This window comes from Sinorhizobium sp. P24N7 (assembly GCF_042436655.1).
Lineage (GTDB): Bacteria > Pseudomonadota > Alphaproteobacteria > Rhizobiales > Rhizobiaceae > Sinorhizobium > Sinorhizobium meliloti_A.
The window spans coordinates 17,892-31,186 of record NZ_JBHMIW010000031.1 but is presented as its reverse complement, the minus strand read 5'-3'; the positions used below and the strand labels follow the sequence as shown (position 1 = coordinate 31,186).

Below are 13,295 nucleotides of genomic sequence, written 5' to 3'. Positions count from 1 at the left end.
AGCACAGGAATGAGGGACCGGGATGAGCGGTTGCTACAACCCTCACTTGCGAATATGCGAGGGAATGGTCAACCCGTCACGCAACGAAAAGTTACGTCTTTTTGAGACGCGCCGAGGGACCGCACCCCCTCCACTCTCATCCCTGTGCTCGTCGCAGGGATCCAGCAGCGCCGCGTCTGCGGCGCGGGAAGAGCCTTTCCAGCCCAAGGACTTGGTCTGGCTGGATTCCTGTGACAAGCACAGGAATGAGGGACCGGGATGTACGGCTCCTACAACATTCGCTTGCGAATATGCGAGGGGATGGTCAATCTGTGACGCAATGAAACGCGCCGAGGGCGGTGGCTACTCTGAACTGTCTGCGCCGGCGAGAGCGCTCCTTGCATTCGCGATCTACGCAGTTGGCCTGATGTTTGCGCGACGCGAGTGGTTTTTTGCAGCCGAGCAACCTGCCGAGACCATCCGCGCACCGGTTCCCCCGGCCCCTTGCGACCGGAGGGCCGCGTCATTCTCAGCGATAGATGTCGAGCGTGCGGTTCCGATGGTTCGGATGGGTGCTGTAGACGAAGATCCGGTTGAGGTCCCGCTCGCTCAGGAGCCGCAGGAACCGCGCCTCGATGATGTTGTTGGCATGCACCCGCCTCAGGAGGCAGCCGATCAGGGGGATGCGGGCGCTCGGTATGTCGAGATAGAAATTCTGCGGCAGCTGGAACTGGGTCAGAATGCCGATCAGGGCGCTGCTCCTGGAGAGCTTGATGATCTCGCAGCGGCGCGACGAGAGATTCTGCATACCCTTTTCGGTGAATTCGATCCGCGCCTCGTTCCGCGTGTCTTCCATCGGGAAATTCGCCTCCCGATCGTACATGAATGACTCTTCCTTGTTGAGAAAGTGCCGGTTGATCACGGGGGCTGCACTGCTCATCGAACTCGCCTTTTCGCATTTCACTGCGACGACGCTAACCCATGAAATTTAACAGAGGGTTCAGGGCTGCAGGCCGAAAATGCCCCCGGCCCTGCAGCCGAACTACGCCCGATAGCTCTGTCCTTTTGTGTCGAAGAGATGCAGCTTCGCCTTGTCGGCCGTGAACCGCACCTTGTCGCCGCGGCCGACGCGGGCGATCCCCGGCATCTTGGCGATGATCGGCTCGTTTTCGACCAGTCCTTCGATGTAAAGCAAGGTCACCTCGCCCAGCGCCTCGACGATCGAGACCGTGCCCTCGAACAGGAAATCGTCGGTCTCGGTCACCTGCAGGTCTTCCGGGCGCACGCCGAAGCTTGCCGTCTTGCCGTTTTCGGAGGCATTCGTCGGAATGTCGAGCGTCACCGATTTTCCGCCCGCGAGCGTGACGGCGGTCTGTTGACCGGTCGCGGTGATCGTCGCCGGAATGACGTTCATGGCCGGGGAGCCGATGAAGCGCGCAACGAAGAGATTTGCCGGCCGCTCGTAGAGTTCGAGGGGCGCCCCGACCTGCTCGATGTGACCGGCGGAGAGAACCACGATCCGGTCGGCCAGCGTCATCGCCTCCACCTGGTCATGGGTGACGTAGATCATGGTGGTGTCCGACAGCCGCTCGCTGAGCTTGGCGATCTCGATGCGGGTCGCCACCCGCAGCGCGGCGTCGAGGTTTGAGAGCGGCTCGTCGAAAAGGAAGACCTTGGGATTGCGGCAGATCGCCCGGCCGATCGCCACGCGCTGCCGCTGGCCGCCGGAAAGCGCCTTCGGAAGCCGGTCGAGATATGGGGTGAGCTGAAGCATGTCCGCGGCTCCACGCACACGGCGGTCGATCTCCTCCTTCGATTCCCTGGCGATCCGCATGCCGAAGGCCATGTTGTCGTAAACGGTCATATGCGGATAGAGCGCATAGGACTGGAACACCATGGCGATGCCGCGCTTGGAAGGCGGCACGTCGTTGACCCGCTCGCCGTCGATGAACATGTCGCCGCCGGTTATTTCCTCGAGCCCGGCGATCATGCGCAGAAGCGTGGACTTCCCGCATCCGGACGGTCCGACGAAGACGACGAACTCGCCTTGCTTGATGTCGAGATCGATGCCGTGAATTACGTCGACGGCCCCGTAGGACTTGCGGATATCTTTCAGCAGCAGGCCTGTCATGGCACCCTCCCTCGGTTCTCAGGCCAGGCGCGCGAAAAACGCGCCCCTGGCCGGCAGCTTGACCTCGTGATCCAGTATCCCCGTGACGAAGCCGTGGCCCTCGAGCGGCTCCAGCCGCTTCATCGGCAGTTCCTTCGTCGCAGCTTCGTCGCTCATGTTGAACAGGCAAAAGATTCTCTCATTGCCATGGCTGCGCAGGAAGCCGAGCAAGGAGCCCCTGGTCTCGACGAATTCGATCTCGCCCTTGGCCAAGGCCGGATGCGCCTTTCTGAAGGCGAGAAAGCGGCGGTAGTGATGCAGCACCGAGGCCGGGTCGCCCTCCTGCACGGCAACCGCCCGCGGAATGTGGCTCTCGGAAATCGGCAGCCACGGCCTCGCGCTGCTGAAGCCGCCATCGGGCAGGCTCTCCCATACCATCGGCGTGCGGCAGCCGTCCCGGCCCTTGAAGTCGGGCCAGAACTGAATGCCATAGGGATCCCGGAGATCCTCATAGGCGAGCTCCGCCTCGGCGAGCGCAAGTTCCTCGCCCTGATAGATGCAGACGGTACCGCGCAGCGACATCAACAGGCTGGCGAGCAACTTCGCATGCGCGTTATGATCGATAACGCCATCGGCCCAGCGGCTGACGTGGCGGACCACATCATGGTTCGAGAAGGCCCAGCAGGCCCAGCCCTCAGGGGCGGCCCTCTGGAAGTCGCGCAGAACCTCGGCCACGCGCTGCGGCGTCAGCCGATCGGGCGCCAAAAACTCGAAGGCGTAGCACATGTGCACCTTGTCGCCGCCCGAGGTGTATTCGCCTGCGATTTCGAGGCCGCGCTGGCTGTCGCCGACCTCGCCGACGGCGGCGATCGCCGGGAACTCGTCCATCACCGCGCGGAAGCGCTTCAGGAACTCCAGGTTCTCCGGCCGGTTCTTGTCGTAGATATGCTCCTGATAGTTATAGGGATTGACCGCCGGCGCAGTCGAGGCGTTCCGGCGCTCCGGAACGAGCGCGGGGTTGTCGCGCAGTTCGCGGTCATGGAAATAGAAGTTGATGGTGTCGAGCCGGAAACCGTCGACGCCGCGCTCCAGCCAGAAGCGCTCGACGGCAAGCAGGGCCTCCTGAACCTCCGCGTTATGCAGATTGAGGTCGGGCTGCGAGGTGAGAAAGTTGTGCAGATAATATTGCAGGCGGGTCGGATCCCACTGCCAGGCGGAACCGCCGAAAATCGACAGCCAATTGTTGGGCGGCGTGCCGTCCGGCTTCGAATCCGCCCAGACATACCAGTCCGCTTTCGCATTGCTGCGGCTGGCGCGGCTTTCGACGAACCAGGGATGCTGGTCGGAGGTATGTGACAGCACCAGGTCGATCATCACCCGGAGGCCGAGCCGGTGGGCCTCGGCGATCAGCGCATCGAAGTCTTCGAGCGTCCCGAAGATAGGATCGACATCGACATAGTTCGAGACGTCGTAACCGAAGTCCCGCATCGGCGACGTGAAGAAGGGCGAAATCCAGATCGCGTCCGCGCCGAGCCCCGCAATGTGGGGCAGACGGGCAGTGATCCCCTGCAGATCTCCGATGCCGTCGCCATTGCTGTCCTGAAAGGAGCGCGGATAGATCTGATAGATCACCGCGCCGCGCCACCAATCCCTATCGGGCTCGAGGATTGAGCTCGTCGTTTCGTTCATTGTCATGCTGTTCAGGATTCCTTGTCTGAAGTCGATCAGCCGCCCTTGACCGACCCAGCCAGCAGGCCGCGCACCAGGTAGCGTTGCAGGGCGAAGAAGACGATCAGCGGAACGACGATAGTGATGAAGGCGGAGGCGGTGAGAATTTCCCAATTGCCGCCGCGCGAACCGAGGAGATTGACCAGACGCCCGGTCAGCACCAGCTTGTCGTCCCCCGCGCCGAGGAAGACGATGGCGACGAGAAGGTCGTTCCAGGTCCAGAGAAACTGGAAGATGGCAAAGGAGGCGAGCGCCGGAAACGACAGGGGCAGAATGATCTTAACGAAGATATCGAAATCGCTGGCGCCGTCGACGCGCGCCGATTCCATGATCTCGCGTGGCAGGCCGGCCATGTAGTTGCGCAGGAGATAGATGGCGAGCGGCAGGCCGAAGCCGGTATGGGCGAGCCAGATGCCCATATAGGTCTTGGCGGACACGCCGAAGAAGGCGCCGACGCCGTTATAAAGCTGCAGCAGCGGAATGAGCGACATCTGCAGCGGCACGACGAGAAGACCGACGACCACTGCGAGCAGGATCGCGCGGCCGGGAAAGGGCATCCAGGCGAGCGCGTAGGCGGCGAAGGCCGCGATCAGAATGGGAATGACGGTCGACGGTACGGCGACGGTCAGCGAATTCAGGAAGGATCTGCCGATGCCCGCAGCACTCAGGACCTCGGCATAATTGTCGAGCGTGAAGCGCGGTGGCGTGGTGGCCGTAAAGAATATGCGCTGGCCGCGCGAGCCCTCCATCCGCTGGTCCGAAACGATCTCGAAACTGCCGTCTGCCTGCACCGTCAGCTTTTCGCCGTCGTTGAGCTCGGCCGTTTCGCCGGGTTTGAATTTGGTGGGTTCGCGGCTGGAAAATCCGAAGGCGGAAACCTCTCCCCGGCTCTCCAGCAGGTTCCCGGAAATCACGAACTTGCCGTCGCGCTCGACCTGGTTCTCGGCCGAGGGCGCGCGGGCGACGGCGTTGCGCGACGAGCTGGAAAGAGCCGTCCACCAGCCGGAAACGGCGAGCTGGTCCTTGTCGCGCAAGGAGGAAATCAGGAGGCCGGCCGTCGGCAGGGTCCAGAGCAGGACCAGAAGCAGGACGGAAAGATGCACGGCCCAGGTGAGTGGAGAACGCCTCGACGGATTCATTTCAGTGCCCCCCGGATTCCCTGGTCGCGTTGCGAATGTTCCAGATCATGATCGGGACGACCAAGATCATGATGACCACCGCGATTGCCGCGCCCCGGCCGAAGTCGCCGCCGCCGCGGAACATCCAGTCGAACATGAGGTTGGCAAGCACCTGGCTCTGCCATTGCCCGTTCGTCATCGCGAGCACGATATCGAAAACCTTGAGGACCAGGATGGTGATGGTCGTCCACACGACGGCGATCGTGCCCCAGATCTGCGGCACCATGATCTTGAAGAAGATCTGCCAGCCATTGGCGCCGTCGATGACGGCCGCCTCGATCGTCTCCTCCGGAATGCCGCGCAGCGCAGCCGAAAGGATGACCATGGCAAAGCCGGTCTGGATCCAGATGAGGATGACCATGAGGAAGAAGTTGTTCCAGAAGGGCAGCGTGATCCAGGCCTGCGGCTCGCCGCCAAGCGCGACGACGATGGCGTTCAGGAGACCGATCTGTTCGGAGCCTGCGGCGCGGTAGTCATAGATGAATTTCCAGATGACGGCTGCGCCGACGAAGGAAATCGCCATCGGCATGAAGATCAGCGTCTTGGCGATATTGCCCCACCAGATGCGGTCGGTCAGTGCCGCAATGATCAGGCCGAAGAAGGTCGAAAGCGCCGGCACGACGAGAAGCCAGAGGAAATTGTTGAAGATCGACTGGCGGAATTCGCCGTCATTGATCATCCAGGAATAGTTGCTCAGGCCGACGAAGTTCTGGCCTCCCCGCCCATGAAGGCTCAGCCAGATCGATTGGACGACGGGGTAGACGAGGTAGAGCGTCAGCGCCAGCAGTGCCGGGGCGAGAAACAGCCAGGGACGAATGCTGTTGGCGATACGCAGGTTGCGCGAGGCGACGGCACCGAACTTGCCCTTGGATGGGAAGATCCAGTCGAGAACGAGATTCGTGCTCCAGAAATAGGCTGCGCAAACCAGAACGCCGGCCACCATCGTCAGAATGGCAGCAATCAACTGCTCCATGACACATTCCTCCCCTCTCACGCCTTCGCGGGCGTCTGCAGGCGCTTTGCATAACGGCAGCTGCCGTTGTTATCAGGCGGCCCTCCAGCCGGAGGACCGCCGAATGAGGAACAGGCAGACGATGCCCCCACCGTCCGGCTGACCGGATCCTACTTGATGGAGTCCCATGCCTTCTGTACGCCGGCCGCGACGTCGGCCGAGGACTTGCCTCCGACGAAATCGACCATGCCGGTCCAGAAGGCGCCGGCCCCGATCTTCCCGGGCATCAGGTCGGAGCCGTCGAAGCGGAACGTCGTGGCGTTCAGCAGGATTTCACCCTGTTTCTTCAGCGGCGGATTTCCGTAGACGTCGACATTGACGCTCTTGTAAGGCGTGAGGAAGCTCGTCTGGGCCATCCAGACCTCGTGCGCGATCGGGGTCTTCAGGAACTCGATGAAGGCGCGTGCCGCCGGCGTGTCCTTGGTGATCATCGCCAGGGTGCCTGCGCCGAGCACCGGATTGCCGAGCTCCTTTTTGCTTTCATAGGGCGGCATGTAGAAGAAGTCGGCATCCTCTCCGACAACCTTGCCTTCCGGGAAGAAGGACGGAATGAACGAGGCCTGATGGTGCAGGTAGCACTTCGGCGGAGAACTGAAGAGCCCTTTCGGGCTGTCCCGGAAGTCGGTCGACGCCACCGCCGCTGCGCCGCCGTCGACGAAGGCGTCATTGCGCGCGAACCAGCCGAACTCCTCCAACGCACCCGTGACCGACGCATCCGTGAACGGTATCTCGTTCTTCACCCATTTGTCGTAGGTCTCGGCGGGCTGGGTCCGCAGCATCAGGTCCTCGACCCAGTCGGTCGCCGGCCAGCCCGTCGCGCCGCCCGAACCGAGACCTATGCACCACGGCTTTTCGCCGTCTTCCGCGATCTTCTCCGTCAGCGCTTTCAGTTCTTCCATGGTCTTCGGGACTTCGTAGCCGGCATCCTCGAAGTTCTCCGGCACGTACCAGACCAGAGACTTGACGTCGATCTTGTACGGGAAGGCGTAAAGCGCCGGCGTTCCGTCCTTGCCGTTATAGGTGGAGAGGTCGACCCAGGACTGGCCTGCAGCATAGTTGTCGAGAAGCCATTGCTTGGTTTCGTCGCCGAGCGGCGTCAGAAGGCCCTTGGCGGCCAGATCGGCGATGAGACCCGGCTGCGGCAGGATTGCGACATCGGGCGGGCTTCCCGCCTGCGTATCGATGACGATCTGCTGCTCGTAGTTTTCCGAGGAGGAATATTTGAGCTCCACGCCGGTCGCCTCGACGAAATAGGCATAGACGCTCTTGAACAGAGCCTCGTCCTCGCCGCGCCAGGGGCCGAAGATCGTGAGCGTCTGACCCTTGAGGTCGTGACCTTTCTTGAACTCCTCCAGGCTCGCCCAGTTGAACCTGGAATCCTCTCCCGGCTTGAACTTCAGGTCGGCGGCGCCCGCAGTCCCTGCAAGCCCTGCAAGCAATGCGAATGCGGCCACGCCGATCAGCAACGATCTCTTCACCTCTTGTCCTCCCCAAAAAGAAGCCCGGGCGGACGCCTCGGGCGAATGTCAAAGCGCGTATTAATGGCTCCGTCTAGGAGGAGCATTCAAAGCGCTTTGAGCTCGCTAACACTCCATCGCTGCAGAGAAAGAGTCAAGAGCTTTCCTTCTCGTCCGGAATTGAGCGGGATTTTTGCTCTGCGGCAACGTTTTGCGGCGCAAGATGCTGGTTTTTCGCTTTTTTGAACCCGATCCCGATGATACAGGACATGAGAGGTGCTTGCCGAAGCAAGAAAAATGAAAAAGATATTCAAAGCGCTTTGGAAGGAATTCTCGCCATGCCGGTCAATCTCAAGCAATTGGCGGAACTGCTCGGTCTGTCCCAGACCACGGTCAGCCGGGCGCTGAACGGCTATCCGGAGGTCAATGCGGAAACGCGGGCGCGGGTGCTGGAGGCGGTGCGCGAGACGGGTTACAGGCCCAACCGCGCCGCACAGCGCCTCGCGACCGGAAAAGCCTATTCGATCGGGCTCGTCATGCCGATCGCATCGGGAATCGATTCGGACATCCATTTCGGTGAATTCCTGGCGGGGCTGGCGGAGGAAGCGGTCGAGCACGATTTCCACTTCGTGCTGAACCCCAGTGCGCCCGAAGACGAGGAGGCGACATTCCGCCGGCTTGCGGCGAGCGGCAATGTCGACGCTGTCTTCACCGCCTATATGCGCGCAAACGATCCCCGCATCGAGATGCTGAAGGCTCTTTCCATTCCCTTCGTGGTGCATGGCCGCTCCATCGGCGGTCCCCGGGACTATCCGTTCCTCGACGTGGACAATACCGGCGCCTTCTACGACGCCGCCAGGCTTCTCATCCAACTCGGCCACAGCCGCATCGCCCTGATCAACGGGCCGGAACACCTCACCTTCTCCATCCGCCGGAAGAAGGGGCTGGTGCGCGCGCTCGCGGAAAAGGGCCTCAACCTCGACGATGCGCTCGTCCATCACTCTGCGATGACCGACGAGCATGGCTATCGGAGCATGCAGCGTTTCCTCAAACGGCCGAACCCGCCGACCGCCGTCCTTTGTTCCAGTACCGTGCTGGCGCTCGGCGCGGTGCGCGCGATCAACCAGGCCGGACTCACCATCGGCACCGACATCTCGCTCATCGCCCATGACGACGTCCTGCCGATGCTGAAGCCCGAGAACTTCAGCATACCACTGACGACGACGCGCTCCTCGCTTCGCGCAGCCGGTGCACGCATCGCCAAACGGCTGATCGGCGGCATACTCAATCAGGCAGACTATCCCGAGCAGGAGCTTTGGCGCGCCGAACTGATCGTGCGCGCCTCGACGGGGCCTGCACCGAACAGGTAGAGCCGCGATCGTTACGCAAGCCGCTTCACCCCATCCCCAACCCCTCCCCACAGGTGGGAGGGGTTGGGGATGGACTGTCTAGTCCCAAGCGGCAGTCAGAATTTCGGAGGCTTGCGGCCGGCCATGCGGCAGGCGGCGATGATCGTGTTCGCCATCAGCATCGCGATCGTCATCGGCCCGACGCCTCCCGGGACCGGCGTGATTACGCCTGCGACCTTCGCACACTCCTCGAAGGCGACATCGCCGACGAGCTTCGTCCTGCCCTCGCCGCGTTCGGGCGCCGGGACGCGGTTGATGCCGACGTCGACCACCATGGCACCGGGCTTCACCCAGTCCGCCTTGACCATCTCGGGGCGCCCGACCGCGGCCACCAGGATGTCCGCCTTGCGGCAAACGGCCGCGAGATCCTTGGTGCGCGAATGCGCCGTCGTGACCGTTGCATTGGCCGCGAGAAGCAGGGCGGACATGGGCTTGCCGAAGAGGTTGGAGCGGCCGATGACGACGGCGTCGAGACCGGAAAGATCATCGCCGTAAGTCCGGCGCACGAAGACCATGGCGCCGGCCGGCGTGCAGGAGACGAGCCCGCCTTCGAGATCGCCGGTCGCCAGCTTGCCGGCATTGACGACATGCAGTCCGTCTACGTCCTTTTCCGGAAGGATCGACTGGATGATCGGTTCCGAGCGGAGGTGTTTCGGCAAAGGCAACTGCACGAGAATGCCGTGGATGGACGGATCCGCATTGAGCTCGGCGACCAGCGCCGCGAGTTCCTCCTGCGACGTCTCCTCCGGCAGCGTATGCTGAACCGACAGGAAGCCGCATTCCTTCGCCATCCTGCTCTTCGCCGACACGTAAGTGTGGCTCGCGGGATCGTCCCCGACGATGACGACCGCGAGACCCGCGCGCACGCCGGTTTCCCTTTCCAGTGCGCTCGTGGCGGATTTCACGGTTTCGATGACCGAAGCAGCAACGTCCTTGCCATCAATCACAGTCGTCACGGCGTATCTCCCGATTAGTCCCGAACGCGGCACACTCTAGATCAAGCCGCATCCGGCGATTGCCTGCATGCGCCCTATGCTGTTCCAAACGCATAATTGCAAGTGCCCTGCGCGTATGGAAGCGCCATCCGCTTCGGTGCGGCAATTTCCTTGCACGATGAGACACAGCCCCGGATCCTGGGTGGCGCATCCACGATTCCGGCTTTTGCATTGCCGAGACCGGGCGTAAAATCCTCATTCGAAAGGCCGTTTTGGATTCAACCTCTTTTAGGAAGATTTGCTGTACTCATTGCATCGAATCGGCGCGGGCTTTGACGATGACGTCGGACGGCCAGGACAGTTTCATTCATTTTCAGACGAAGCTGGAAGACGCGTCGGATATCGAGCTCGTCGTGATCGTGCCGACGTTCCGGCGTCCGGATCATCTCGTCAAGACGCTGAAGACCATCGTCTCACAAAGGCCCGATGTCCCCCTCGCGACCATTGTCGTCGAAAACGACGCGGACGGATTTGCCGGCGCGCGGTCGGCCAAAGACTTCCTAAGCGGCCATTCTTTCGATTCCGCCGTCGTCGTGGCACGCCGCCGCGGATATGCCCATGCCTGCAATGCCGGATTGACAGCCGCTCTCGAACTCTTTCCGAGCCTCGGCTTCGCGGCTCTCATCTATGATGACGAGATAGCCGCTCCCGAATGGCTCGATGGCCTGATGGCGGTGCAGGAAGCCCATGATGCGGACATTGTCGGCGGTCCGCAGCTTCCCGTCCTGGGGCATCCCCAGGAGCAGACGTGGAAGCGGCACCCCGTCTTCGCACCTCCCTACCACGGGAGCGGGCCCGTACCCGTCCTCTACTCCGCAGGCAACGTCCTGATCACGCGACGGGTGCTCGACGGCATGCCGCAGCCGCTCCTGGATCCGGCGCTCAATATCGTCGGCATCGGCGACGCGGATTTCTTCGACCGGTGCAGGGCGAAAGGCTTCTCCTTCGCCTGGGCTGCGGATGCCTGGGTGGCGGAGTCGGTTCCGGCGCATCACACGACGGCTTCCTGGACGCGTGCCCGCAGTCTCGAGAAAGGTGCGATCTCGACGCTGATGGAGCGTCAGCGCGATGCGACTTTCTCCGGGCGATTGAAAACCCTCTGCAAGTCCCTATGGCTGCTGGCCTCATCGCTGCCGGTAGGCCTCAGGCTCTGGAGAGAGACCGGCCTTGCCGCGGCCAGCCTCTATCCCCTCCACGTCGCGATCGGCCGGCTGACCGCCCGGATCGACGCGGCCGATACGCGGGACGGCAATCGCGACAGGGACTGACGCTGTCGCCGGCAAGGCGCGCCGCCCTATCGGCGTCAGTGCGCGCTGGTCGCCTGCACCGCGTTCTCCGGAAGCCGGTCGGAGGCCGCCTGGCCGTTCCTGTCGAGGATCGGCACAGGCTTCTGATACGGGCGGTTCTGGCTGTTGGCGACGCGTTCCACGTCCTCTTTGGTCAGATATTCAAGCTGCTCGACCAGAACTTCCGAAATGACCTCGTTTCCGAGCTTCCTGTTGAGGCCATCCTTGACCGCAACCTTGAAGCCGGGCAGATCGAACGTAGCGGTATCGGCGACATCGATGAATTTCGAGCCCACCAGCATGTCGTAGAGCTCGTCAGTGACGAGCTGGCGCAGAGGCGCATGCAGCTTGGCGATACCTTCCCGCGATGCCGAGAAGGAGAGCTTCGCAAGGAAATAACCCTGCACCGCGCCGTCCTTGATGGACGGGATCGTTATCATCTCACCGGGGACATATTCCTGCGACGCGCGCCGGTCCGCCTCCGCATCCGAAACCACCGGCGCCGAGGCATGCTGCATCGAAAAATAAACCGACCCGAGCGTCACGGCGCAGACCCAGACCCCGGTGAGAACAAGCTTCAACATCAGAAATCGCTGTAGCGGAATTGTGCTTCGGTATAGATGCCGTCCGCATCCGCGTCCTGGGCGGCGGTCTTGAGGAGGTCGACGACGGAGCGGACCGCTTCCAGATGCGCCGCCACCTTCTGCGCGTTGACCTGCAGCTTGCTCCTGAGATGGCGCGTCTGCGCGGCGAAGGCCGGCGAGATCTCACCGGGTCCGGCGTCGCGATGAAGCATGGTCAACTCGTAGAGGCACCGGCTCTTGTGGGCGTTCGAGGTCTTGAGGTCGAATTCGGGGTCCGCACCGATACGGCTGTTCTCATTGTCGATGATCATCTCCAGTCGGCCGAGAACATTTTGGATCCGCAGGTCGTTGGATGCCACAGCTTCCATAATCAACTCCCATATGCACTATCGCAGGGCGCGGGCGGAACGATGCCCAGGTATTCTTTCGCCCGCTTGTTTCCATTGGTATAAATGTATTTCGCCAGGCCGCTTCGCGGTCCGGGCGACGGCATCAGGCCTGCTTCTTCTTTTCGTCGTTGGGCAGGAAGGACGAGAGCGCCTTGCGCTCATATTCCTGGACCATGCCAGCGGCGAGGTTCCGGCTGTCGCCGTCGAGCGAGGCGTTCACCCGATCGGTCGCACCGTCGCCAACCATCTGATCGGCGATGCCGATCCCGCCGCCCTTGGCGAGCACGTCGCCGATCTGCTCGGCCATCATGCTCTTCCAGATGTCGCCGGAAGTGCCCTTGCCGAAGACGTTCTCGCTTTCGCTCGGAAGCATGGACTTCACGAAATTCTGCAGGACCATCGCCTCGAATTTCCGATAGGTCTCCGGGATCTTCTTCGCTTCGGCGCGATTGCTGATGTCTCCAAGCCCGCTCGATCCTTCGGAAGAATTGAGCACCGAAGAAACGTGCGCCGCGAAGCCATCGCCGTTTTCTGCGAGGCTGGTCGCCTGGAAAGCGGCGCGATTCGCCTTGAGCCGCGCCTGCGCCTCCTGGACCTCAGCCGGATCGGCCGCGCGGACGACGTCCATCACCAGATCGCTGGGCGGAGAAATAGCCATGTCAGATCCTCTCAAAGCCGAAGCCGGCATCTCGTTTGCCGGGCAACGCGATGTTCGTGAAGCCGAAAGCCACCCTTGCTGGCTCCCCGGTTGAAGCATTATCACCCGTCAACCTTACCGGAGGCTGGCGCCGCCCGAGACGTGCTGGTCGATCAGGTCGAGGATCGAATTGTCGGCGGCCTCGCGGTCCTCCGACAGCCGGGCGTCCTTCATGTGTTCCTCGAGCCGGTCGCCCTTGGCGCGTTCCTTCATCATGCGGGCTTCATGCACCTGCTGGATTCCGAGCAGCATCTGGTCCTTCTGCACGAGGCGTCCGAGTTGGGAGGCATAGTGACCTGAAAACACGCGATGCATCGGATGGGCCGACCCCATGGCGTCGACCACGACGTCGATCGTTCCGGCAAGTTCGGTCCGCTGCCGGGCGGTCTCGGCCACTTCGCTTTCGGCCATCCGCTCCAGATGCCGCTGGACGGCGACCAGGCGTTTCAGCTTTTCCGACCGCGCCTTCAT

At 62.2% G+C, this 13,295-nt stretch carries 12 protein-coding genes and 1 pseudogene; 2 read left to right on the top strand and 11 right to left on the bottom strand.

Annotated features, from left to right (window positions below; genetic code table 11):
• Nucleotides 1-508: 508 nt before the first annotated feature.
• The 6 genes from ACFHWW_RS33305 to ACFHWW_RS33280 all read right to left on the bottom strand — a co-directional run bounded on the left by ACFHWW_RS33305 (nt 509) and on the right by ACFHWW_RS33280 (nt 7,485).
• The gene (locus ACFHWW_RS33305) at nt 509-919 is read right to left on the bottom strand and encodes a hypothetical protein (RefSeq protein ID WP_275596750.1); all 411 of its coding nucleotides are present in this window, start codon (nt 917-919) and stop codon (nt 509-511) included.
• Between the two features lie 102 nt (nt 920-1,021).
• Nucleotides 1,022-2,110 (bottom strand): ABC transporter ATP-binding protein, encoded by a 1,089-nt coding sequence (locus tag ACFHWW_RS33300; RefSeq protein WP_379943583.1) that lies wholly within the window; start codon nt 2,108-2,110, stop codon nt 1,022-1,024.
• 18 nt (nt 2,111-2,128) lie between these two features.
• The gene (locus ACFHWW_RS33295) at nt 2,129-3,778 is read right to left on the bottom strand and encodes an alpha-glucosidase (RefSeq protein WP_379943587.1); all 1,650 of its coding nucleotides are present in this window, start codon (nt 3,776-3,778) and stop codon (nt 2,129-2,131) included.
• Nucleotides 3,779-3,813: 35 nt separating this feature from the next.
• A complete protein-coding gene (locus tag ACFHWW_RS33290; protein ID WP_275596752.1) occupies nt 3,814-4,956 on the bottom strand; it encodes a carbohydrate ABC transporter permease in 1,143 nt (380 codons plus the stop codon).
• Nucleotide 4,957: 1 nt separating this feature from the next.
• Nucleotides 4,958-5,968 carry a carbohydrate ABC transporter permease gene (locus ACFHWW_RS33285; RefSeq protein WP_379943581.1) on the bottom strand — a complete coding sequence of 337 codons (1,011 nt, stop codon included), beginning with the start codon at nt 5,966-5,968 and terminating at the stop codon, nt 4,958-4,960.
• A 149-nt stretch (nt 5,969-6,117) separates the two neighbouring features.
• On the bottom strand, nt 6,118-7,485 hold the full coding sequence (locus ACFHWW_RS33280; RefSeq protein WP_275602597.1) for an ABC transporter substrate-binding protein: 1,368 nt from the start codon (nt 7,483-7,485) through the stop codon (nt 6,118-6,120).
• A gap of 317 nt (nt 7,486-7,802) precedes the next feature.
• Here ACFHWW_RS33280 and ACFHWW_RS33275 point away from each other — a divergent pair, with 317 nt between their 5' ends.
• Nucleotides 7,803-8,834, top strand: a complete 1,032-nt coding sequence (locus ACFHWW_RS33275; RefSeq protein WP_100670009.1) for a substrate-binding domain-containing protein — start codon at nt 7,803-7,805, stop codon at nt 8,832-8,834.
• A gap of 95 nt (nt 8,835-8,929) precedes the next feature.
• On the opposite strand, the gene folD is transcribed toward ACFHWW_RS33275, so the two are convergent.
• A complete protein-coding gene (folD, locus tag ACFHWW_RS33270; protein WP_275596753.1) occupies nt 8,930-9,829 on the bottom strand; it encodes a bifunctional methylenetetrahydrofolate dehydrogenase/methenyltetrahydrofolate cyclohydrolase FolD in 900 nt (299 codons plus the stop codon).
• A gap of 317 nt (nt 9,830-10,146) precedes the next feature.
• Between folD and ACFHWW_RS33265 the strand changes: the two genes are divergently transcribed.
• Nucleotides 10,147-11,136 (top strand): glycosyltransferase family 2 protein, encoded by a 990-nt coding sequence (locus ACFHWW_RS33265; RefSeq protein WP_379943585.1) that lies wholly within the window; start codon nt 10,147-10,149, stop codon nt 11,134-11,136.
• 35 nt (nt 11,137-11,171) lie between these two features.
• Here the strand turns inward: ACFHWW_RS33265 and ACFHWW_RS33260 are convergent, their stop codons facing one another.
• From ACFHWW_RS33260 to ACFHWW_RS33245, 4 genes and pseudogenes are all read right to left on the bottom strand, one after another.
• A complete protein-coding gene (locus ACFHWW_RS33260) occupies nt 11,172-11,738 on the bottom strand; it encodes a hypothetical protein (protein ID WP_100669551.1) in 567 nt (188 codons plus the stop codon).
• The gene (locus tag ACFHWW_RS33255) at nt 11,738-12,106 is read right to left on the bottom strand and encodes a hypothetical protein (RefSeq protein WP_003529850.1); all 369 of its coding nucleotides are present in this window, start codon (nt 12,104-12,106) and stop codon (nt 11,738-11,740) included. The genes ACFHWW_RS33260 and ACFHWW_RS33255 overlap by 1 nt, the downstream gene beginning before the upstream one ends.
• A gap of 124 nt (nt 12,107-12,230) precedes the next feature.
• Entirely contained in the window at nt 12,231-12,785 is a 555-nt protein-coding gene (locus tag ACFHWW_RS33250; RefSeq protein WP_018094248.1) for a rod-binding protein, read from the bottom strand.
• A 101-nt stretch (nt 12,786-12,886) separates the two neighbouring features.
• A pseudogene (locus ACFHWW_RS33245) lies at nt 12,887-13,295 on the bottom strand (hypothetical protein).

Coding starts and splice junctions, on each gene's coding strand:
- ACFHWW_RS33255 (WP_003529850.1), bottom strand. CDS start 12,106: ATGGAAGCTGTGGCATCCAACGACCTGCGGATCCAAAATGTTCTCGGC.
- ACFHWW_RS33305 (WP_275596750.1), bottom strand. CDS start 919: ATGAGCAGTGCAGCCCCCGTGATCAACCGGCACTTTCTCAACAAGGAA.
- ACFHWW_RS33265 (WP_379943585.1), top strand. CDS start 10,147: ATGACGTCGGACGGCCAGGACAGTTTCATTCATTTTCAGACGAAGCTG.
- ACFHWW_RS33260 (WP_100669551.1), bottom strand. CDS start 11,738: ATGTTGAAGCTTGTTCTCACCGGGGTCTGGGTCTGCGCCGTGACGCTC.
- ACFHWW_RS33290 (WP_275596752.1), bottom strand. CDS start 4,956: ATGAATCCGTCGAGGCGTTCTCCACTCACCTGGGCCGTGCATCTTTCC.
- ACFHWW_RS33250 (WP_018094248.1), bottom strand. CDS start 12,785: ATGGCTATTTCTCCGCCCAGCGATCTGGTGATGGACGTCGTCCGCGCG.
- ACFHWW_RS33300 (WP_379943583.1), bottom strand. CDS start 2,110: ATGACAGGCCTGCTGCTGAAAGATATCCGCAAGTCCTACGGGGCCGTC.
- ACFHWW_RS33285 (WP_379943581.1), bottom strand. CDS start 5,968: ATGGAGCAGTTGATTGCTGCCATTCTGACGATGGTGGCCGGCGTTCTG.
- ACFHWW_RS33295 (WP_379943587.1), bottom strand. CDS start 3,778: ATGAACGAAACGACGAGCTCAATCCTCGAGCCCGATAGGGATTGGTGG.
- ACFHWW_RS33275 (WP_100670009.1), top strand. CDS start 7,803: ATGCCGGTCAATCTCAAGCAATTGGCGGAACTGCTCGGTCTGTCCCAG.